Raw genomic sequence first — 21496 nt, forward strand, 5'->3', positions numbered from 1 at the left:
CTTCATCGCGCTACAGGAACCGGTCCGGATAAGCTGCGACCTTAAAACGTAGGTAAGGCTACATGTTAATGTTGCCCCATTAACTGTCAAGACGCTGCGCCCGGTCGTCGCAAGCGTGCGCCGGCCTGTTGCGGATTCGCGACATGCCGCCAACTTGCAATGTGCTCGGCAGCACGCCATGGTCGGCCTCCTCTCGATGGATTCGCCTGGAAAGGTGCCGTGTTGCGCAAGCCCTCGACAGACCGGGCCAAATCGATGCAGCCGCTCCCCACGGAGCAAACGCAGGCGCGCCGCTTTGTAAAAGCGCGCTCGGCGCGCTCGACCGCGGTCCTGGAAGATTATGTCGAACTGATCTCCGACCTGTTAGGCACGACCGGCGAGGCGCGCCCGACCGACATCGCGCGCCGGCTGGGCGTGTCGCACCCGACGGCCATCGACACCATCGCGCGACTAAAGCGGGAAGACCTCGTTACCGCCCGGCCCTATCGCGGGGTTTTCCTGACCGAGAAGGGCGAGACGCTCGCCAAGCGCGTCCGCACGCGTCACCGCCTTGTCGTGGATGTCCTGCTGGCGCTGGGCGTTCCCCAGGAGGCGGCCGAGGGCGATGCCGAGGGCATCGAACATCACGTGTCGGATGTGACGCTGAAGGCGTTCGCCGAATTCTTGCGCGCCAACAAGGATCGCCGCAAGGTGTGAGGGTGCAGAAGCGGGCTTACTTTGTTGGCGCTACTTTGTTGGTGCGCACTTCTGTTCGACGATTACGCCTTCTGCAGTGGTCGATTGATAGGTCGGGCTCCAAATGCGCAAGTCACCGCTTTCCCAATTTAACGTCCCTTTCAGCGCCCAAGCTCCCAGATTGTCTTTCTTCCAGGCCGAACACGGCACCGATGCCAGGTCCTGCGGCCAACTGGAGACCGAATAGACTGGTTTTGGCTCGCGCCCATCGGGTTGGGGGTCATACTCATCAGCCGCCGTGCAGGCACTGTGCGCGACAGTGATGACTAGAACGATCAGGACGCTTCGGAGCATCATTCATCCATTCCTTCTAATCACACCAACTAAGTCCACCGTGCTGTCGGAGCAACATTCCTAAACCTAAAGCGGGATGGAGTTAGGTTGAATCGATTTGGGATTCCCAAATCAGTAGGTTTCTGATTCACCATGCTGGCTGGACGGAGGCCAGCATGGATGGGCAAACCTTATTCTCTGGATCTTCGCAAGCGTGTCGTGTCCGCGATCGAGGGCGGGATGTCCCGCAATCAGGCGGCCAAGCAATTTGGGGTCGCGATCAGCACAGCGATCGGTTGGATGCGGCGGGTCGAGGATACTGGCAGCGTTGCTCCGGGCCAGATGGGTGGTCATAAGCCGAAGGCGGTTTCGGGAGACCATGCCGTTTGGCTGTCGCAACGGATCAAAGACGGCGATTTCACCATACGGGGGCTCGTTGCCGAGCTTGCCGGACGCGGCCTGAAGGTCGACTACCACTCGGTGTGGGACTTCGTGCATGCCGAGAAGCTCAGCTTCAAAAAAAAGCGTGGCGGCTGGCGAACGCGATCGGCCCGACGTGGCGCGGCGGCGCCTCCAATGGACAAAGTATCAAGGTCGTGTCGAAGCTGAGCGACTGGTCTTCATCGACGAGACCTGGACGCGGACCGATATGGCTCCCTTGCGGGGATGGGCGCCGCGCGGGCGCAGGCTTTACGCCAAGGTTCCCCACGGCCGCTGGAAGACCATGACCTTCCTGGCGGCCCTGCGCCATGACCGGATCGATGCGCCATGGTTTATCGAGGGACCGATCGATGGCGTGAGCTTTCGCACCTATGTCGAGAAGGTTCTTCTGCCCGTCCTTCGACCCGGCGATATCGTCGTTTTGGATAATCTCGGCAGCCACAAGAGCAAAGCAGTTCGCCAGCTCATCCGTTCGGTCGGCGCCAAACTCTTCTTCCTGCCAAAATACTCACCCGACCTGAACCCGATCGAGCAGGTCTTTGCCAAGCTCAAGCATCTGGTCCGCAAAGCTGCCGCGCGAACTGTCGACGCGGTCTGCGCCGCAATCGGCTGCGCACTCGATGCCTTCACCTCAGAGGAATGTGCCAACTACCTCAAAAACTCAGGCTATCGAACCTAATGCCATCACGCTTTAGAGCCCCGTTCCGATTCCATCGGAACGGGGCTCTGGTTGATGCGCGCCGATCCGGCGGCGATCAATACCGGTAGTGGTCCGCCTTGAACGGGCTTTCCGGCTTGATGCCGATGTACTCGGCCTGGTCGGGCCGGTTCGGTCAGCTTGACGCCGATCCTGGCAAGATGCAGCCTGGCCACCTTCTCGTCCGGGGCAGCACGCCAAGTTGCAACCGGCTTCAGGTCGCCGCAGCGGCGACGTGCGCGGTATCGAAATATTCATAGAATTCGACCGCCTTGCCGTCCCGAAAGCGCCAGAAATCGACCTTGGGCGTGTCCGCAACCTTTCCGGTTTTCTTGTTGGTCCAGGCGCACGAGCCGCGCGCGAACACGACATCGCCCTGCGCAACGTATTCGTCGATCGTGTAGCGGATCATCTCCCAATCGGCCAGGAGCTGGCTGAAATAACCCTGCAACACCTCACGGCCGTTATATTGCCTTGCAAACTCCAGCGGCGCCGCACCGCGGGGAATCGAATCCCAATTGATGCTTGGATCGCAAATGCTCAACAGTTGCTCGACGCTGCCGCCTTTGCTCTCGTGCCACTGGCGATAGGCGTCCTTCAAAATCGCGACGTTGGCTGCTTCGTTTGACATGATTTTCCCTCCGCAATGTTTTCGGCCTCTGAAAAGAAAGTCTGGAGAGTGGGCCGCCCGCTTCCACAGTGGCGGGCTTGTTATGCTTCTACCTCAGATCGTAGCAGGGGTCGTGCCATGAAAAAAGCCCCGGATCGCTCCGGGGCTTTTTGTCGCGTATGCGGTTGGATCAATACCGGTAGTGGTCCGCCTTGAACGGGCCTTCCGGCTTGACGCCGATGTACTCGGCCTGGTCGGGGCGCAGTTCGGTCAGCTTGACGCCGATCTTGGCGAGATGCAGCCGGGCCACCTTCTCGTCCAGCGACTTCGGCAGCACGTAGACTTCCTTCTTGTACTTGCCGTCCTTGTTGTTGGCGAACAGTTCGATCTGCGCCAGCGTCTGGTTGGTGAAGGAGGCCGACATCACGAAGCTCGGATGGCCCATGGCGTTGCCGAGGTTCACCAGGCGGCCTTCCGACAGCAGGATGATGCGGTGGTTGTCGGGGAAGGTGATCTCGTCAACCTGCGGCTTGATGTTGTCCCACTTCAGGTTCTTCAGACCCGCGATCTGGATCTCGTTGTCGAAGTGGCCGATGTTGCAGACGATGGCGCGATCCTTCATCGCGCGCATGTGCTCGATGGTGATGATGTCCTTGTTGCCGGTGGCGGTGACGAAGATGTCGGCGCGGGGTGCCGCGTCTTCCATGGTCACGACCTCGTAGCCCTCCATCGCCGCCTGCAGTGCGCAGATCGGATCGACTTCCGACACCATGACTCGGCAGCCGGCCTGGCGCAGCGACGCCGCCGAGCCCTTGCCGACGTCGCCGAAGCCCGCGACCATCGCAATCTTGCCGGACATCATGACGTCGGTGCCGCGGCGGATGCCGTCGACCAGCGATTCACGGCAACCATAGAGGTTGTCGAACTTCGATTTGGTCACGCTGTCGTTGACGTTGATCGCCGGCCACAACAGCGTACCGGCCTTCTGCATGTCATAGAGACGATGCACGCCCGTGGTGGTCTCTTCGGAAACGCCCTTGATGCTCTTGGCAATCTCGGCGAAATAGCCCTTCGGCTTTTCCTTGAGCTGCTTCTTCAGCAGCGCGAAGAAGACTTCCTCTTCTTCCGAACCCGGCTTGTCCAGGAACTTGGTGTCGCCGTTCTCGGCACGCAGACCGAGATGGACGTACATGGTGGCGTCGCCGCCGTCGTCAAGGATCATGTTCGGGTGACCGCCACCGTGCCAGTCGAACAGCTTGGCGGTGTAATCCCAGTATTCGGTAAGGCTCTCGCCCTTGACGGCAAACACCGGAATGCCGGCGGCTGCGATCGCCGCCGCCGCGTGGTCCTGCGTCGAATAGATGTTGCAGGAGACCCAGCGGATGTCGGCGCCGAGTGCGGCCAGCGTCTCGATCAGCACGCCGGTCTGGATCGTCATGTGCAGGGAGCCCGCGATGCGCGCGCCCTTAAGTGGCTGCTTCGGGCCGTATTCTTCGCGCGTCGCCATCAGGCCGGGCATTTCGGTCTCGGCCAGCGAGAGCTCCTTGCGGCCGAAGTCGGCGAGCGAGATGTCCTTGACGATATAGTCGGTAAAGGCAGGCTTCTTGGCGGCGGCGGTCATGTGTTGATCCCTTGAAAAAGCTTATTCCGAAAAGCGCGAAAGGCTTTCCGGAATAAGCAGGACGATTACGGAGAAAATCAGAACGCGCCCTTCAGCGCGGACACCAGATCGGTTTTTTCCCAGGAGAAGCCGCCATCCTTTTCCGGCGCGCGGCCGAAATGGCCGTAGGAAGCGGTGCGGCGATAGATCGGCCGGTTCAGCTTCAGCGTGCGGCGGATGTTGGTCGGGGTCAGCCGGAACAGTTGCGGCAGCACCTTTTCGAGCTTCTTTTCATCGACCTTGCCGGTGCCGTGGGTTTCCACCAGCAGCGACATCGGATCGGCGACGCCGATCGCATAGGCGACCTGGATGGTGCAGCGATCGGCAAAGCCGGCCGCGACGACGTTCTTGGCCAGGTAGCGCGCGGCATAGGCAGCGGAACGATCGACCTTGGTCGGATCCTTGCCGGAGAAGGCGCCGCCGCCATGCGGCGCGTAGCCGCCATAGGTGTCGACGATGATCTTGCGGCCGGTCAGGCCGCAATCGCCGTCGGGACCGCCGACCACGAAGTTGCCGGTCGGGTTGACCAGGAAGTCGGAGGACTTCTGCGGCATCCAGCCCTTCGGCAGCGCCGACTCGACTTCATGCGCGATCATGTCCTTGATCAGGCCGGGCGAATACTTCTTGCCGTTGCGGCTCTTCTCGTTGTGCTGGGTCGAGACCACGACCTTGGTGCAGCCGACCGCTTTGCCTTCGACATATTTCACCGTGACCTGGCTCTTGGCGTCGGGCTGCAGGTCGAACAGCTGACCGCTGCGGCGCTTGTCGGACAGCACTTTCAGAATGCGGTGCGCGAAGAAAATCGGCGCGGGCATGAAGCTGCCCTTTTCGTAGATTTCGCTCTCGTTGCAGGCATAGCCGAACATCATGCCCTGGTCGCCGGCGCCTTCTTCTTCGCCGCTCTTCTTTTTCTTGGCATCGACGCCCATCGCGATGTCGGGCGACTGGCCATGCAGCAGCACCTCAATGTCGGCGCCGTGATAGGAGAAGCCGTTCTGGTCGTAGCCGATGTCCTTGACCACGCCGCGGGCGATCTCGGAGATCAGTTCGCGATCGACCACCGAGACGCCGTGGATGTCGCGGAACAACTGGCCACGGCCCTCGCCCGCAATCACGATCTTGTTGGTCGTGCACAGCGTCTCGCAGCCGAGACGGGTATTGACCGCACTGTCGTCGGCAATACCGAGCTTGACGTCCTTCTCGAGGAAGGCATCAAGGATCGCATCGGAGATTTGATCCGAAACCTTGTCCGGATGGCCTTCGGAAACCGACTCGCTGGTGAACAGATAAGACGCGCGCATCAACAACCCCTTGTTTCCGCCTGATGTCGGCGGGCTCTCTTTGTCATTTATCCCGGAATGTCAGTCGCGACGGCGCGAAATGACGTAGGATTCGTCGTAAAACCAAAGCCCATTATGCTTGCGCAGAACTTCTCTGGTGGCATCGAGGGTTCGGCCGTTTTCGGTCATTTCCGTCAACCGTTCATCTTCGATCTGGGCGACATACACTGCCGCGTTCCACGCTGCAAAGGCCGTCGAGGTTCCGATCGAGCCGGTGACCTCGTTGGGCAGCGCTTCCATATCATAACGGAAGATGGAACGGTTATCGGCGTAGGCATTAAAATTGAGGTCGCGCCCGGCTGACCCCAGCTCGTATTTCACGGTGCGCAATAGCTCATGACGGCTCACCGCGAAAGGATTTTCTCCGGGCCACACCGCCTGGATGATTTCCAGCCCCGGATCCTGCCCGTGGGAGTGAATTCCGATCAACCGGCCACCGGCCCGCAGCGCCCGCGCCAGCGGCGCGATGATCCGCTTGGCGCGGAAATTCACAGAGGATTTTGCCCGGTATGGCTGGGATGCAATGACGAGGTCGAAATTGGCCTCGGTTCGGCCCGCCCGGGGGATGATCGAATCAAGCAGGAACCGGTGGTCCTCCCGGTAAACCACCAGCGCCACTGGCCGTTCATAGATCGGCATGCCCGATGTGGGGCTGACATTGGCCCGCCAGTTCTGCTCAAGAAATGGGCCTAATGCGGCGATCTGGGTCTCGAACTCGCCCGACGAGGCCCCCTGCAAGGCCACCTCGTGCCAGATCATGCCCGCGGCCGCCGCAGGCGAAGCCGGCGTCAGCCAGGGCGCCTCGGCGTAGTACATGTTGGTGAGCACAAAAACGGTCGCGGGATGCTCGAACAACCGGTCCGGGACCTTGTCGAGCGTCAGCCGGACGTCCTCCAGGCTGAGTTCCTTGCCGGCGATATAGAACGGCATATGGGGGAAGCGGCCGTGCATCGAGCGCATCACCCGCGCCAGCACCGTGCCGTCGCCGACGCCGGCATCGAACACCCGCAGCGCCGGCGGCCGCGGATGCAGGCTCGACAGCTCCAGCGCCACCCGGTCGGCGATCACCCGCTTTTCGCTGCAGGTATGGACGAACAACAGATACTTCTGCCGGTTCTCGAAGAAGCGGAAATTGCCCCTGGGGTCGCGCTTCTCGGGCGGCACTTCGATCCCGCGCGGCGGCGGCAGCCCGCCCGGCGTGGAAGCGGCGATGTAGGCCTGGATCCGGTCCAGCGTGTCGATTGTGATGCGCTTGCCCTCGCGCAGGCGATGCACCAGCTTGCCGTCATTGACGGCCCGGCGGCCAAACGTCGTCTCCGCCATGTCGGCCTGGCGGCAGAACTCCGATATCTGGCTGAGAATCTTGTCGTTTTTCATCGGGTGGCAGTTTGGGACGGAGCGGTGGGCAACGGCAGGTGACCGGGACGTCCTACCACCATCTGCCCACCGGGGAAAGGTGCGCTTCCGGGCCGGCCGGCATGAACCGCCATCCCGGATTTCGCCACCAAGACGTGGGATGCAACCCGTTGATGGTGAGGACCAATGCGCCGCGCGATCCTGACGCTGACCTTGCTCGCAGCCGCCCTGTGGTCGGCGCCCTCCCTCGCCCAGTCCCGCAAACAACTCGGGCCGCTCTGCACCACCGACACCACACCGGCCGATCAGATCATCGATGCCTCAACAAGATCATCGCGCTGAAGGTGTTGTCCGGCGAGAAACTCGCGGGGATCTATTTCTGGCGCGCGGTCGGCTGGAACAAGAAGGGCGACTACCTCAAGGTCATCGCCACGCCAGCGAGGCGCTCAGGCTCAAGCCTGATATCGCGATCTACAATCTGCGCGGCTCGGCCTATTACGACAAGGGCGAATACGATATCGCGATCTCGGACTTCAACGACGCGCTGCGGCTGGGGCTAGCGCACATCCCGGATCAGGCTGCACCACGCGGCAAGGTTGCGTTGCGGATCATAGCTCGTGGCGAGCCGCTCGCGAAGCCTGCCTGACGGAGAAGTGAAGACGCTTGGTTTGGCGCAGGTCGCCGTCGCACCCCTCACAAGAATGTACTGCACCGGCTAACGGCTGTGCCGGAGCAGCCTCTCCGCCTCTTCGATTTCGGGGAGATCCTGCGCGGCGTCGAAATCAATAAGGAGTGGCCCGAGCAGTTCGGATACGGGCGCCGTTCGACCATTCCTGATGTAGAAGCGCGCCAGGCCAAGCGCGCTGCGCAATTCGAAAGTCTTGGTCTGCTGGCGGCGGGCGATTTCAAGCGCCCTGTTGAAGGCATCTTCGACCCTGGAAGCATTCGGCGGGTCGCAACGGAGCAGCAGTTCTCCGTGGGCACGATGCAGTTCGGCATCGAGCCAATGCTGGCCCGATTGTTCCGTCCAGCCGATCAGTTCGCGCACAATTTCCAGACCGGTCTGAAGTTGCCCCGCTTCCGCGTTCGCCAGGGCAACATGCATCCCCCAGAACGGCTCACAAAGGTAGCAATCATTTTCATGCAGCAGGGTCCAGCCGCGGCGCATTTCGCTCAATCCCTCCACCTGTTCGCCGGCGCGCCACTTTGCAAGGCCGTTCAGGTAGGTCCCGGCGGCCACATACAACGGCATGGTATGTTCGCGGGCGAGAGCGAGGGCAAGGATGGTCTCTGTTTGCTGCAACATGCCTGCGCACAGTCCGTCGAAGACGGCTTTATGAACGAGTGCATTGGCCTGCGACAGCGCCCGCTTTTCGCCCGGGACGCTCACCGCTGCCGCGGCGAGCCGGCGCGCACGATCGATCTTCCCGATCGGCCAGAGCACCAAGGCAAGAAACCTCATGATGACGAACGGCAGGTCCAGCGTTGACGCCCTGAAGGTTTCGGGGTCAGGCTCGGCGCCGTAGATTGCGAGGGCCCGCTCAAGATGCACTTTCGCATTCAGGTAATCGCCGCCGAACCAACAGGTCACCCCGCGGGTGCAATGGGAGAGGACTGCAGCCACCGGCGATTCCGGTCGCCGGTCGGCGGCGCTGACGATTGCTTCCACCAATTCCCGCATCGGCGCGATCTCGCCGTGAGTGAGGCAGGCATTGAACAGGCCCGAATGGATCGGCGCCAGTTCGACCGGATCATTGATGTCAGCTGCGAACTGCCGGGCGCGCGTCCATGCGGCCACCGTTTCGGGCGCGCTGTGCCCAAGGCTTCCGCGCAGCGCGCGGCTATAGGCAATCTGGAGGTCGAGCCGGCTCATGATGCGGCCCGGCTCGCCCGGCAACCCATCGGCGATCGCGACGGCCTTGCCGAGATGGGCGACCGCCTCAGAATAGGCCGAGCGTTTCAGCGCCTGCTGGCCAGCCTTGCGCCACCAGCCGAGGGCCACCTCGCCGAGCCCCGCTTCGGTGAAGTGGTAGGCCAGCACTTCCGGCTCGGTTTCGGCGATGACCGGAAAGCCGTCGCGCAGCACATCGCCGATATGCTTGTGGAGCTGCAGTCGCCGGCTCTTGAGCAGGCTCTCGTAAGCCGCTTCCTGAACCAGCGCGTGCTTGAAGCTGTAGCGTGCTTCCGGCGGCGTGCCGCGCCGCATCAGCAGCTCGGCCTGTTCGAGCTGCGCCAGCGCGGCGCTCAATGTCAGATCATCGCGACCCGCCACAGATCGCAGCAGCGTATACGAGAAGTCGCGGCCAATGGCAGCGCCGATCTGCGCCACCTCCTTGACCGGCGCCAGCCGGTCGAGCCGCGCCATCAGCGAGTCCTGCAGCGTCGCGGGAATGGCGAACGACGGGAACGGACTATCGAGCCGATAGCGCCCGGCATCTGCCACGAGCAGTCCGGACTCCAGCACCATCTCGGTCAATTCCTCGACGAACAGCGGGATGCCATCCGTCCTCTCGATGATCTGCCTCATCATCTCGTCCGGTAGCTGGCGACCGACGGTCACCTGCTCGACCAGCGCGCGCGTGTCCCGCCGGTCAAGCCGATCGAGCCGCAACAGGCTGACGTTGGGAAGCCCCACCCAGGGCGGCTCGAACTCGGGCCGAAAGGTCAAGAGCATGAGTATCGGCAATCCCCTGATCCGGTCGACCGTGAGATCGAACAGCTCGAGCGTCGTGGCGTCGGCCCAATGCATGTCCTCGCAGACAACCAGCACAGGCTGCTGCCGCGCCAGACCCTCGACCTGATCGAGCAGGGCTGCGAATGTCTGTCGCCGCTGCTGCACCGGATTGAGGCCGAGCGGCGGATAGCGCTCGCCGGTTGCGATCGAAAGCAGAGCGGCGATCAGCGGCGTCGCCTTGGCCACCTGCTGCGTTCCAAGCGCCAGCATTGCCTCGAGCTTGTCGAGCTTTTGCTCCGGCGTGTCCTGCGACCTGATGCCGGCAGCGCGCTCGAGTTGAGCGACAAAGGGATGAAGCGCACTGTTGGTATGGTAGGGCGAGCACTGATAGCGCACCCGGCGGTGGGTCCCCAACGCAGGGTTCTCCAACAGCGTCGCGACGATGCGCGACTTGCCGATCCCGGCCTCGCCGGAAATCAGGACCACCTGGCCCTGGCCCTGCCACGCCAGCTGCTGGCGCGAGAGCGCGAATTCGATCTCCGCCTTGCGGCCGACAAAGCCGATCGAGCGCACGGTTCGCACCGCCTCGAAGCGGCTCTCCGATGCCGCTCCGCCTTCGACCGCCCAGACCGCGATGGGCCCGTCGATGCCCTTGACCTCGCGGTGACCGAGACTGCGAAACGTGAACAGGTCGCCAAGCAGTTGGCGCGTCGAAGCCGCAACGACAACCGCCCCGGGCTCCGCCAGGCCCTGCAGCCGCGCAGCGACGTTCGGTGTATCGCCGACCATCGCCTGCTGCTCTGACGCGCCTCCGCTGATGAGGTCGCCTACCACCACAAGTCCGGTCGCGATCGCGACCCGCACCTCAACGCGCTGTATCGCGCGCGTTTCGAGCGGCCCTATTGCGGCGGTGATGTCGAGCCCCGCCCGCACGGCGCGCTCCGCGTCATCCTCGTGTGCAACGGGATAGCCGAAATAAGCGAGTATTCCATCGCCCACGAACCTGGCGATAATGCCGTCGTAAGTGGCAATGACCCTTGCGCAGGCAGCCCGATAGGCGCGGATCACCTCCCACATGTCCTCGGGATCGAGGCGCGCCGAAAGCGCCGTCGAACCGACCAGGTCGCAGAACATGACGGTGAGGTGCCGTCGTTCGGCATCGCGCCGGATCGCCGGCTCGGCGACCAGTTCGGCTTGATTGAGTTCGGCAATCGCGCGCAGCATTTTGCGTCGATGACCGAGCAGGACTCCCAATCTTTCGAAGTCCTGATCCGTCAGTTCGGGAAGGACACCAAGATCGATGCCGTTCTCGGCAAAACGCAGCGCGTATTGCCCAAGCCCCAGCTTCTCAAGCCAGTCCGCAATCTGCTGCATTGGCACCACCCACTGTCTGGTTGGCGGTCTGACCAATATGGACCACGGTAACGAAAAAATTATTGCACATTTTTCCCGGATCGCACGTCTTGTTTGCGGCAATTCGGCGGCGGCCGGCCTTCGCTCGTTCTCTAGCGTCCTCAGTCCAAATCTCCGCTACTCAAGAGAGTATTGACAGGATGCAAACGGCTGGATTGCTGGACACGCGCACGCGACGACAGCGAGGAACCCGTTCGCAGCGTTCAAAAATTCAGACGGGTATGGACGTTGCGCCGGTTTGAGCGGATCGGCGAGCCGGCGACATAAGACCCGCCGAGATCTGCGCCATATCAAGCATCGGCCAACGAACGATCAGGTACCACGTTACTCCGGAGAAAATTTTTGAGCGCCGGACGATGACGTGGCCTGCGCGCCGGCAGCATGTCGACGATGTGAAGTGTCTCACACAGTGGTGCATTGGCAGGTGCTAGAAGTTCGACCGGTCCCAACGGCTGCTGTCATGAGCGACATCAGATTTTTCCGGGGACCCGAGGGCACTCAATAGCGCCCCCGAGGAAGCGGCGCAGATTCACGGTCCGGCCATGTAGCGGCAACCTGGATTGCGCGAGCCAGGTCAAAACGCATTCAACTAAACTGCACACGCAACCGGATTCCACTGATCCGGGCCGAACGTCGTCAAACGCGTTGATGCAGTCGAGACTACCTCACGCTGGACGATTGCTGCGTCGTCGGTGACGCGGTCTGCTCGTCGCGTCGTCCCGCAGGCACCTTTTGGAAAGGTAGCAACATGAAAATGGCCAATGCAAATTTCGACAGGTCATCCGGCGCGAAGACGACCGGGTTCGCTCCTGCTGCTCTCATCAAATCGGCGCATCTCATTGAACGAATCGGACTCGCCGCGATTGGCGGCTCCTGCGGCTTGTACGTCGCCGCAGCATTAATGCGCCGGCAAAGCGAACTGCCCTTGAGTGTCGGGATCGTCCTGTTGATGATGCTCTTTGGGGCTTTCAGCTTCTACGTCGGCATCGATCTGCCTCGCCGTTCTGCCCGAAGATCAGCCTCGATCCAGCGGCAACGATGGAGCCCGGATACTGTGGTCGAGATCCTGAGCGCGGTCGGAATATTTCTTGCCGCGATTGCGACGTTTGCGTCCGTCGGCATCATCATCCTCGACGAGACGGTGTCCGACGGATGGCTGGCTTTCATCGGAATCAGTTGGATGACCGGCTCTTTGTTGCAAATCGCTGCCGGCATCATCGCCCGCAGCTACGGCACGGCCGAAAATGCCGGCAAGTGATTTCCGATTGCAGTTGGAATGCGCAGGCTGGCTGCGACGCAGGCCGACGCAATTGACCCATAGCAGCCATTTGCAATTCAAGACCGATCGGTCTATATATACGGCCATGGCACGCCAATCCCCAATGCAGTCGCCGCGTGGCCGGCCCCGTGGTTTCGACACGGAAGCCGCTGTCGAGCGTGCGATGGGTGTGTTCTGGTCGCGCGGCTATCACGGCACGGCGCTTCCGGACCTGCTGCGAGCGACGAAGCTTTCGCGCGGCAGCCTTTATGCCGCCTTCGGGGACAAGCACGCGCTCTTTCTGCGGGCGCTCGATCGCTATATCGCCGACGCGCTTGCGCGGATGGACGTCGAACTCGGTCCGCGCCATGCGCCGGTTGACGGCCTGCGGACCTTCCTTGCCGGTTATGTCGACCGCACCAGCGGCTCAAGCGGTCGGCGCGGATGCCTGCTGGTCGCCACAGCCATGGAACTGGCTGGCCACGACGGAGATGTCGAAGGTCGCATCGGCGGCTTCTTCAAAGCCATGGAGGCCAAGCTCGCTGGCGCACTCTCGCGCGCGAAGGCGGCCGGCGAACTGGCCGCTGGTGTTGAGCCTGCAAGTGCCGCGCGGATACTGGTCTGCTTCGTCGAGGGACTTCGGGTGGTCGGCAAAACGGGACCAACGCGCACCACGTCGCAAGCCACGGCCGACGCCCTTCTCGACCGCTTCATCAGGTAGCTCAGCCATGGACGCACTCCGGGTTACGCGCGCCTATATCTGGACTGTTTGGTCTAAAAATGAGGATGCCATGTCTGCCATTCAGATCGCCTGCGCGGTGCTGGTGCCTCTCATCTGGGGCTATCAGTTCGTAGCTATCAAAGTGGGCGTGGTGCAGTTTCCGCCACTTTTCTTCCTCGGACTGCGCTTCCTCGCCATCGCCCTGTTGCTGATCCCCTTCGTCACAAGGCCGACACGTCAGGAGTTCGGCTCCATCGCTGTCATCTCGGTCTTCCTGGGTGGACTGAATTTCGGCTTGTTCTATGTGGGGCTGGGGCTCGGTTCAGGCAGCATGTCTGCGGTCGCCTATCAACTCACGACGCCCTTCACCGTGCTGTTGGCCTGGCCACTGCTTGCGGAGAGGCCGTCGCTGATGACGTCCGCAGGGGTGTTGATTGCCTTCGGCGGCGTGGTCGTGTTGGCCGCCGGGCCGGGCCTGTCCGCAAATGCGTTACCGATCCTGCTGGTGGTGGGGGCAGCCTTCGCGTTCGCGGTCGCCAACGTCCTGACCAAGCGCCACGGCCCGTTCGATCCCTTGATGTTGACGGGGTGGTCGTCACTTTTCACGGTACCGCAGGTCATGTTGATGTCGCTGTTCCTTGAACATGGACAACTGACGACCCTCGTCACGGCGGACGAACGTGGCTGGATGGCGCTCGCCTACACTATTTTCATCGGAGGAATCGTCGGATTCGGCCTTTGGTTCTGGCTGATCGCCCGTTGCACCATGGCCCGCGTGGCGCCATTCGCCCTGCTGCTTCCGGTCTTCGCCTTGATTTCGAGCGTGTTGTTCCTCGGCGACCGCGTGACGCCGACGCTGGCTATCGGGGCGCTACTCGCTATCTCGGGCGTCGCCATCACGCAAGTGAGACCGATCGCTCGACCACATGCGTCGCCCCGTTTGCAATAGCAAACTGGATACGACGGATGCGACGAAATAGCCCGACGGGCAAATCACTTCTGATCGTCGGAAATCGTGTCAAGTCGATAATTTCTGATAATCGAAAATTTCTCTTTCCATCTGACCCAAATCAGTGCGCATCTATCGCCATCCCGTCCCACTCAGAGGGGCGTCGGCCGTCGTCACGACGAGGGGCGGGTCGCGGTGGACGCTGAGGTTGCGATTGACGGTCGCGGCTGAAGCGTACGGCGAAAGCGTGTGGTCCTGGCGCCCGTAACGGCGTCAAGTCCTTAAGGGAGCCAACGCTTCCGAGGGACGACGGTGGCAATAGAGGCCGTCTCACCGGGGAGAGCGCGTTATAAGCCGTAAAGCCATTGCGCAGGGAATGTCGGATGCTCTCCGCTGCCCTGTATGCTCGTGTGCAGCTTTCTTAGCACAATCGCACACGAGATCGCGGGTGCAGCGCGCATCCGGCATTCCCTGCGCCCTCTGGATTGAAGAGGGTAAGGAATTTCTGGCAAAGCTCGGGCGCAATGCGTCGCGACAATGCGAAGGTGTGTTTGGATAATGGTGCCAACAACAAACACCACCGTCGTCCCGGCGAACGCCGGGACCCATACGCCGCGGCGCATCGGTCAGAGCGCCGGCGTTAGAGACCTACTGCAAACAATAACCGCCGCGGCGTATGGGTCCCGGGTCAAGCCCGGGACGACGTGGGGAGAGAGCCGGGACGACGCGGAGTTATGGAGCTACTTCCCCCACACCTCGTTGGCGACATCGACCGCGAGCTTCAGCTTGGCCCACTGTTCTTCCTCGGACAGGATGTTGCCTTCCTCGGTCGAGGCGAAGCCGCATTGCGGCGATACCGCGAGCTGCTCGAGCGGCGCGAATTTTGCGGCCTCCATCAGCCGGCGCTTGATGTCTTCCTTGTTCTCGAGCTCGCCGAACTTCGAGGTGATGACGCCGACCACGACCACCTTGTTGCCCTTCGGCAGATAGCGCAGCGGTTCGAAGCCGCCGGCGCGGTCGGAATCATATTCCAGGAAATAGCCGTCGTAATTGGTGCCGGCCAGCATGGTCTCCGCGACCGGCTCGTAGCCGCCGGAGGAAATCCAGGTCGAGCGGAAATTGCCGCGGCAGACATGGGTGGTGACAATCATGTCGGCCGGCCGCTCGGCCAGCGCGTAGTTGATGACGCGGGCATAGATCTCCTGCAGGCCATCGGGATTGTCGCCGCGCTCGCGCGCCTTCTGCAACTCGTCCGGCGAGCAGAGATAGGCCCACACGGTGTCGTCGAACTGCAGATAGCGGCAGCCGGCGTCATAGAACGCCTTCACCGCCTTGCGGTAGGTCTTGCCGAGATCCTCGAAGAAAGGTTCGAGATCGGGGTAGACGTCCTTGGAGATCGCCTTGCGGCCACCGCGGAAATGCAGCACCGCGGGCGACGGGATCGTCATCTTCGCGGTGACATGCGCGGTGTCGCAATGCTTCTTCAGGAACTTGAAGTGATCGAGCATCGGATGGTTGTCGGGGAAGTCGAGCTTGCCGATGACGCGGATGGCGTCATGCCGGGTCTGGACGCCGGCGAACTGGATGCCCTGGTCGGGATGAAACAATTCGCAGCCGGTCAGATGGCTCAGGAAATCGAAATGCCACCAGGAACGGCGGAACTCGCCGTCAGTCGCGAGCTTGAGGCCGAGCGAGGCCTGCTTGTGCACGACCTTTTCGATTTCCATGTCCTCGGCCTTGCGCAGGTCCTCGGCCGTGATCTCACCCTTCTCCAGTTTGGCGCGCGCTTCCTTGATGCGCTGCGGCCGCAACAGGCTGCCGACCTCGTCGGCACGGAACGGGGCTTTGGTTCGCTGCATGGTCTTACTCCCAGGAATTATCTAGTGTGCGGCGGCGCCAGCGACGCCAAGATAGCGTTCGAGTACCGCAGGATCGGCCTTCAGGGCGCTGGAGGCCGCATCATGGACGATCGCGCCGCGTTCCAATATCACAACCCGGTCGGCCAACCCCAGAATCTTTTGGGCATTCTGCTCGACAATAATCGAGCAGATGCCCCCCGCGCGGGTAATGGTGCCGAGCGCCCGCAGCAGTTCCTCGACGATGATGGGCGCCAGCCCCTCGGTCGGCTCGTCCAGCAGCAGCACCTTCGGATTGAGCGTCAGCGCCCGGCCGATCGCCAGCATTTGCTGCTCGCCGCCGGAGAGCTGGTTGCCGAAATTACTGCGGCGTTCCTTCAGCCGCGGAAACATTTCGTAAACCCTGTCGACGGTCCAGGGTCCGGGCTGGGCCACCGCGGTCATGTTCTCTTCCACCGTCAGCGAGCGGAAGATGTTGCGCTCCTGCGGCACCCAGCCAATGCCGGCGCGCGCCCGCTGGTCCGGCCGCATCGGGGTAATGTCGAGCCCGCCAAGCGCGACAGTGCCGCCAAAACGCCGGGTGATCCCGACGATCGAATTGATCAGCGTGGTCTTGCCGGTGCCGTTGCGGCCGAGCAGCGCCAGCACCTGGCCTTCGCCTAATGTCAGCGACATCCCCGGCAGCACCACCGCTTGCCCGTAGCCGGCGCGCAGGTCGTTGATGGCGAGCAAATCAGACATCAGCAGCCTCGCCGAGATAGACCGCCTTGACCTGGGGATTGCGCGCCACCTCGTCCGGCGGGCCCTCGACCAGCATGGCGCCGTTGACCAGCACCGAAATCCGGTCGGCGAACGAAAACACCAGATCCATGTCGTGCTCGATCAGAAGCACCGTGACGTCGCGCGGCAGCGCGGCGACGGCTGCCAGGATATCGTGGCGCTCGCTCTCGGGCACACCGGCGGCGGGCTCGTCGAGCAACAGCACCCGCGGCTTGGTCGCGATCGCGACCGCGATCTCGAGCAGGCGCTGCTTGCCGTAGGGCAGCGTCGCGGTGAGTTCGTTCATGACGTCGAGCAGGTGAAAGCGCGACAGCGTCTCGGCGACCTCCTGGTTGACGTCGCCCCGCGTCCCCATCCGCCGCCACCAGTCGCCGCCGCGGCCGAGCCGTTCGGACACCGCAAGCCCGATGGTCTCCAGCGGCGTCAAATCGGCATAAAGCTGGTTGATCTGGAAGGTGCGCGACAGCCCGCGCAGCACCCGCTTGTGAACCGGCAGATCGGTGATGTCGTTGCCCTCGAGCAGGATGCGCCCGGCATTCGGCTGCAGCACGCCGGTGAGCAGGTTGATGACCGTGGTCTTGCCGGCGCCGTTCGGCCCGATCAGGGCATGGCGGGCGCCCTGCTCGACCCGCAGCGACAGGTCACGCGTGACCTTGAGGCCCCCGAATGATTTTTCCAGCCCCTTGGTTTCCAGCGCGATCGTCATGGCGCGTCGCTTTCGGGAACGGCCACGACGGCTTTGCGCCCGGCGATTTTCCGGATCACGAGATTGGGCAGCCACAGCGCCCAGCGATGCATGCGGTCGCGGCCGACCAGCACGATCACGACCAGCACGAGGCCGATCCAGAACAGCCAGTATTGCGGCGTGATGGTGGAGAAGAACTCCTGCAGCATCTTGAAGACAACAGCGCCGATCAGGCCGCCATAAAGATAGCCGGTGCCGCCGAGCACCAGCACCAGCATCAGATCGGCCGATTTTTCGAACGCGAACACGTCGAGCGAGGCCAGCGCCGTGGTCTGGGTGAACAGCGCGCCGGCAATGCCGGCGTAGAACGCGGCCAGCGTATAGATCGCGATCAGGCGGCGGTTGACCGGCACGCCGATGGCGGATGCCCGCAGCGGATTGTTCTTGATCGCGCGCAGCGACAGGCCGAACGGCGAGTTCACCACCCGGCGCGCGAGCAGGAACAGCAGGAACAGCACGATCAGCGAGTAGAAGAAGCCGGTCTTGCCGAACATGTCGAAGGCGAAGAGCCCAAGGATCGGCGCCATCTCGATGCCCTGCAGGCCGTCAGTGCCGCCGGTGATGTTGGAGAAACGCTCACCCAGCGCTTCCAGCAGCAACGCGATCCCGAGCGTCACCATCAACCGCGTCAGGTCGACGCCGCGGATCACTAGGAAACTGGTGAGAAAGCCGAGCACCATGGCGACGAGGCCGGCCGCGACCAATGCAATCACCGGTTCGGTGATGATGCCGTGCAGCGCCAGCAGCCCGGCACAATAGGCGCCGACGCCGAAGAAGGCGGCATGGCCGAGCGACACGATACCGGCATAGCCAAGGATCAGATCGAGCGACAGCGCGAACAGCGCCAGCCGCAGGATGTCCGTCATGATCAGATAGCGCGACGGAAACAGGAATGCGCAGGCCAGCACCAGGACCCAGAACGCGATTTCGCCTCCGCGCCAGCGGGAGCGGGCCATGGCATGAGACGAGATTTCGGGAAGCGCGCTCATATCGGCTCACCGCGCCGCGGTGCGGCCGAACAGACCGTTCGGGCGCCAGATCAGGATCACGATCATGATGGTATAGATGACGAACGGCCCCATCTTGGGCACGTAATATTTGCCGGCGACGTCGCCGATGCCGAGCAGCAGCGAAGCCAGAAACGGCCCGGTGATGCTGGAGGAGCCGCCGACGGTGACCACGATCAGGAAGTAGATCATGAACTTGAGCGGAAAATACGGATCGAGGCCGAGAATTTCGGCGCTGAGCGCGCCGCCCAGACCGGCAAGTCCGCAACCGAAGGCGAAGGTAAAGGCAAACACCTGCGGTACGTTGATGCCGAGGCCGCTGGCGGCACGGGGATCATCGACCGCCGCGCGCAAACGGCTGCCGAACCGGGTTTTCGCCAGGATCAATTGCAGCCCAACCGTGAGCAGGCCGCAGATCACGATGATCATCAGCCGGTAGCGGCCGATGCCGACGCCGAAGAAATCGAACTGGCCCTCGAGCGCCGCCGGCAGCTTGATGAAGATGCGCGACGATCCCATGATGTAATCGACCGACGCCACCGACATGAAGGTGAGGCCGATCGTGAACAGCACCTGGTCGAGGTGGCTTCTGGTGTAGAGATGGCGGTAGAGCGTCCGCTCCAGCGCCACGCCGATCACGGCACTCACGACAAAGGCGACCGGCAACGCCGCAAAGAACGGCCAGCCGGAATTGTTGACCAGGACGGCGCAGACATAACCGCCGGTCATCGCGAACGCGCCATGGGCGAGGTTGACGAAGTTCATCAGCCCGAGCGTGACGGCAAGGCCGCAGGCCAGCACGAACAGCAGCATGCCGTAGGCGACGCCGTCGAACAGGATGGTGAAGAGCGTGGTCATCTTGAATACACTGGTCTAAGTAAGAGCCCCTCACCCGGATCGCTGCGCGATCCGACCTCTCCCCGCAAGTGCGGGGCGAGGTTTAGTGCGGAGCAAGCCGTACGTCCTATCATCGCTTCGCTAGAACGAAGTAGATCCCGCGAATGCCGCTCTGCTCCCTCGCCCCGCTCTTGCGGGGAGAGGGTTGGGGTGAGGGGCAGGCCACGGGCGCGAAACTCACTTCTTCGTCTTGCCGGAATCCTTGACCGCCTCGAAGGTCGCGAATTCGACGTTGTAGAGTTCACCGTCGACCTTCTCGACCTTGCGGATGTAGATGTTCTGGACGATGTCGCGGGTTTCCGGATCGATCGAGATCGGGCCGCGCGGGCTCTCCCACTTCATGCCCTTCATCGCCTCGATCAGCGCATCGCCGTCGGTCTTGCCGCCGGTCTTCTTCAGCGCCTCATAGATCAGATGGATGCCGTCATAGCCGCCCACCGCCATGAATCCCGGGCGCTGGTTATAGGCCTTCTTGTAGGCTGCGACGAAATCCTTGTTGGCGGCCGACGGGTGCGCGGCGGAATACAGATGCGCGGTGACGGTGCCGAGCGCCGCATCGCCCATGCCGTTGAGCAGGTCGTCATCCATCACGTCGCCGGGGCCGATCACCTTGATGCCCGCCTTGTCGAGGCCACGCTCGGCATACTGCTTCATGAAGTTGCCGCCCTGCCCTGCCGGCACGAACACGAACACGGCATCCGGCTTGGCATCCTTCATCCGCTGCAGAAACGGCGCGAAGTCCGGATTTTGCAGGGGCACCTTGACCTCTTCGACGATCTCGCCGCCGCCGGCGGTGAAGTTCTGCTTGAAGAAGTTCAGCGCATCGTTGCCGGGCGCGTAGTCGGAGGTCAGCGTTGCGACCTTCTTGATGCCGTTCTTGGCGGCCCAATCACCGATGATGGTGGAGGACTGCGCCAGCGTAAAGCTGGTGCGCACGATATAGGGCGAACGCTCGGTGATGATCGAGGTGCCCGCCGCCATCACGATTTCCGGGACCTTGGCCTGGGTGGCCAGCGGCGCCGCGGCAAGGGCTGCCGGCGTCACGCCGAAGCCGGCGATGAAACTGACCTTGTCGTTGACGATCAACTCCTGGGCGAGGCGCTTGGTGTTGTCGGGGACCGCGCCGTCATCCTTCAGAATGACCTCGATCTTCCTGCCGGCGACGGTATCGCCCTTCTGCTGCATATAGAGCTTGACGGCGTTGTCGATCTGCTTGCCGGTCGAGGCCTGCCCGCCGGTCATCGGCAGGATCAGGCCGATCTTGACGGCATCCTGCGCCTTCGCGGGTATAACAGCCAGCACACCGGCAACCGCGCCAGCGGCCAGCAGCAATTGACGACGAATAGACATGAATTTTCTCCCCCTGATCGATCTTGTGCCTTGAGCCGAGTCCCCGGCCCTTGCCTCACCATAACCCAAATTTTCGGCCGGGTAGCGCCACGACATGGCGTCTCACCGCGGCTTGTTGTCAATCGGACGAAGGGCGCGTTTCCTTGGACGGGCACGTCCCCCGGGGCGGTCCTGCGTCAGGTCGCGGGCTGTATTATAACACCGTCTTCGCTTCGAGACCCACCGGCCGGCCGAGCGCCTCCGGCCTTCGTTCCATTTGTACATTTGTACAAATAAAATGTTGCTGTCAACAAATAAGCGGCAGGTCGTGTCCGCCGCAAGGCGGCCTCAAATCCATCATCCTTTAAAGGTCTAATGAGTAACCTGCCGCCCATGTCGATCCGTGCCCGCCATATCCTCGTCCTCGTTGCCGTCGCGTTCGCAGGCTGCTCGCTGAGCGGCTGCGGAACCATCAACGAAAAAATCTCGGCCGGGGTCAGCGACGCCATTCCGGCCTGGGCCGGCGGCGTGCCGGCGGACGCACCACCGCGGCCGGGCACCGCGAAGTACGACGAGTTCATGAGGGAACGCGAACGGAAACGGCTGCTGCCCGCCGCAGAACGCGGCGAGGAAGCAAAGCCTGCTTCATCGTCGCAGGACGCAATTCGCTAACGGGACGATAGCAGAGCGGCCGTCCGCATCGTCTGCCGGATCGGCCACCCGCTCCTCGTCGACCGCAAAATACCAGCTGCGAA

18 protein-coding genes and 2 pseudogenes are annotated in these 21496 nt (G+C 62.5%); 7 read left to right on the forward strand and 13 right to left on the reverse strand.

What is annotated here, in order from left to right; genetic code table 11:
* The first annotated feature begins 219 nt into the window (after positions 1-219).
* Positions 220-696 (forward strand): manganese-binding transcriptional regulator MntR, encoded by a 477-nt coding sequence (mntR, locus tag JQ574_RS02150; RefSeq protein WP_312014637.1) that lies wholly within the window; start codon positions 220-222, stop codon positions 694-696.
* A gap of 30 nt (positions 697-726) precedes the next feature.
* On the opposite strand, the gene JQ574_RS02155 is transcribed toward mntR, so the two are convergent.
* Positions 727-1032 carry a hypothetical protein gene (locus JQ574_RS02155; RefSeq protein ID WP_212205464.1) on the reverse strand — a complete coding sequence of 102 codons (306 nt, stop codon included), beginning with the start codon at positions 1030-1032 and terminating at the stop codon, positions 727-729.
* A 156-nt stretch (positions 1033-1188) separates the two neighbouring features.
* On the opposite strand from JQ574_RS02155, the gene JQ574_RS02160 reads away from it, so the two are divergent.
* Positions 1189-2128, forward strand: a protein-coding gene (locus JQ574_RS02160) for an IS630 family transposase (RefSeq protein ID WP_409363454.1) whose coding sequence is annotated in 2 segments (ribosomal slippage) — positions 1189-1524 and positions 1526-2128 — 939 coding nt in all. Because the reading frame shifts where the segments join, the coding sequence is not laid out codon by codon here.
* A 76-nt stretch (positions 2129-2204) separates the two neighbouring features.
* On the opposite strand, the pseudogene JQ574_RS02165 reads toward JQ574_RS02160, so the two are convergent.
* The 5 genes and pseudogenes from JQ574_RS02165 to JQ574_RS02185 form a co-directional block, all read right to left on the reverse strand.
* Positions 2205-2331: pseudogene (locus JQ574_RS02165) on the reverse strand (adenosylhomocysteinase); the annotation flags it as partial.
* Positions 2332-2360: 29 nt separating this feature from the next.
* A complete protein-coding gene (locus JQ574_RS02170) occupies positions 2361-2777 on the reverse strand; it encodes a nuclear transport factor 2 family protein (RefSeq protein ID WP_212210135.1) in 417 nt (138 codons plus the stop codon).
* Between the two features lie 169 nt (positions 2778-2946).
* Positions 2947-4377 (reverse strand): adenosylhomocysteinase, encoded by a 1431-nt coding sequence (gene ahcY / locus JQ574_RS02175; protein ID WP_211999007.1) that lies wholly within the window; start codon positions 4375-4377, stop codon positions 2947-2949.
* Positions 4378-4454: 77 nt separating this feature from the next.
* Entirely contained in the window at positions 4455-5717 is a 1263-nt protein-coding gene (gene metK / locus JQ574_RS02180) for a methionine adenosyltransferase (protein ID WP_212210133.1), read from the reverse strand.
* A 60-nt stretch (positions 5718-5777) separates the two neighbouring features.
* Complete coding sequence (locus JQ574_RS02185) at positions 5778-7133, reverse strand: hypothetical protein (protein ID WP_212210132.1); 1356 nt, start codon at positions 7131-7133, stop codon at positions 5778-5780.
* Positions 7134-7298: 165 nt separating this feature from the next.
* On the opposite strand from JQ574_RS02185, the pseudogene JQ574_RS02190 reads away from it, so the two are divergent.
* A pseudogene (locus tag JQ574_RS02190) lies at positions 7299-7668 on the forward strand (tetratricopeptide repeat protein); the annotation flags it as partial.
* A 159-nt stretch (positions 7669-7827) separates the two neighbouring features.
* On the opposite strand, the gene JQ574_RS02195 reads toward JQ574_RS02190, so the two are convergent.
* Complete coding sequence (locus tag JQ574_RS02195) at positions 7828-11160, reverse strand: adenylate/guanylate cyclase domain-containing protein (protein ID WP_212383213.1); 3333 nt, start codon at positions 11158-11160, stop codon at positions 7828-7830.
* 787 nt (positions 11161-11947) lie between these two features.
* On the opposite strand from JQ574_RS02195, the gene JQ574_RS02200 reads away from it, so the two are divergent.
* The 3 genes from JQ574_RS02200 (at position 11948) to JQ574_RS02210 (ending at position 14127) form a co-directional block, all read left to right on the forward strand.
* Positions 11948-12457: a hypothetical protein gene (locus JQ574_RS02200; protein WP_249119025.1), complete on the forward strand. Its 510-nt coding sequence runs from the start codon at positions 11948-11950 to the stop codon at positions 12455-12457.
* Between the two features lie 124 nt (positions 12458-12581).
* Positions 12582-13178 (forward strand): TetR/AcrR family transcriptional regulator, encoded by a 597-nt coding sequence (locus JQ574_RS02205; protein WP_212383215.1) that lies wholly within the window; start codon positions 12582-12584, stop codon positions 13176-13178.
* A 70-nt stretch (positions 13179-13248) separates the two neighbouring features.
* A complete protein-coding gene (locus JQ574_RS02210) occupies positions 13249-14127 on the forward strand; it encodes a DMT family transporter (RefSeq protein ID WP_212383218.1) in 879 nt (292 codons plus the stop codon).
* 740 nt (positions 14128-14867) lie between these two features.
* Here JQ574_RS02210 and JQ574_RS02215 read toward each other — a convergent pair.
* From JQ574_RS02215 to JQ574_RS02240, 6 genes are all read right to left on the reverse strand, one after another.
* Positions 14868-15986 (reverse strand): cobalamin-independent methionine synthase II family protein, encoded by a 1119-nt coding sequence (locus JQ574_RS02215; RefSeq protein WP_212294280.1) that lies wholly within the window; start codon positions 15984-15986, stop codon positions 14868-14870.
* A gap of 21 nt (positions 15987-16007) precedes the next feature.
* Positions 16008-16724: an ABC transporter ATP-binding protein gene (locus JQ574_RS02220; RefSeq protein WP_212210127.1), complete on the reverse strand. Its 717-nt coding sequence runs from the start codon at positions 16722-16724 to the stop codon at positions 16008-16010.
* A complete protein-coding gene (locus JQ574_RS02225; protein WP_212210126.1) occupies positions 16717-17469 on the reverse strand; it encodes an ABC transporter ATP-binding protein in 753 nt (250 codons plus the stop codon). Before JQ574_RS02225 ends, JQ574_RS02220 begins: the two co-directional genes overlap by 8 nt.
* Complete coding sequence (locus tag JQ574_RS02230; protein ID WP_212210125.1) at positions 17466-18497, reverse strand: branched-chain amino acid ABC transporter permease; 1032 nt, start codon at positions 18495-18497, stop codon at positions 17466-17468. Before JQ574_RS02230 ends, JQ574_RS02225 begins: the two co-directional genes overlap by 4 nt.
* A gap of 6 nt (positions 18498-18503) precedes the next feature.
* Complete coding sequence (locus tag JQ574_RS02235; protein WP_212383221.1) at positions 18504-19373, reverse strand: branched-chain amino acid ABC transporter permease; 870 nt, start codon at positions 19371-19373, stop codon at positions 18504-18506.
* A gap of 216 nt (positions 19374-19589) precedes the next feature.
* Positions 19590-20762, reverse strand: coding sequence for an ABC transporter substrate-binding protein (locus tag JQ574_RS02240; protein ID WP_212210123.1), 1173 nt, complete (start codon positions 20760-20762; stop codon positions 19590-19592).
* 372 nt (positions 20763-21134) lie between these two features.
* On the opposite strand from JQ574_RS02240, the gene JQ574_RS02245 reads away from it, so the two are divergent.
* Positions 21135-21413 (forward strand): hypothetical protein, encoded by a 279-nt coding sequence (locus tag JQ574_RS02245; RefSeq protein ID WP_212210143.1) that lies wholly within the window; start codon positions 21135-21137, stop codon positions 21411-21413.
* Positions 21414-21496 lie beyond the last annotated feature (83 nt).

It is taken from the genome of Bradyrhizobium sp. AUGA SZCCT0158 (assembly GCF_018130065.1).
Taxonomy (GTDB): domain Bacteria; phylum Pseudomonadota; class Alphaproteobacteria; order Rhizobiales; family Xanthobacteraceae; genus Bradyrhizobium.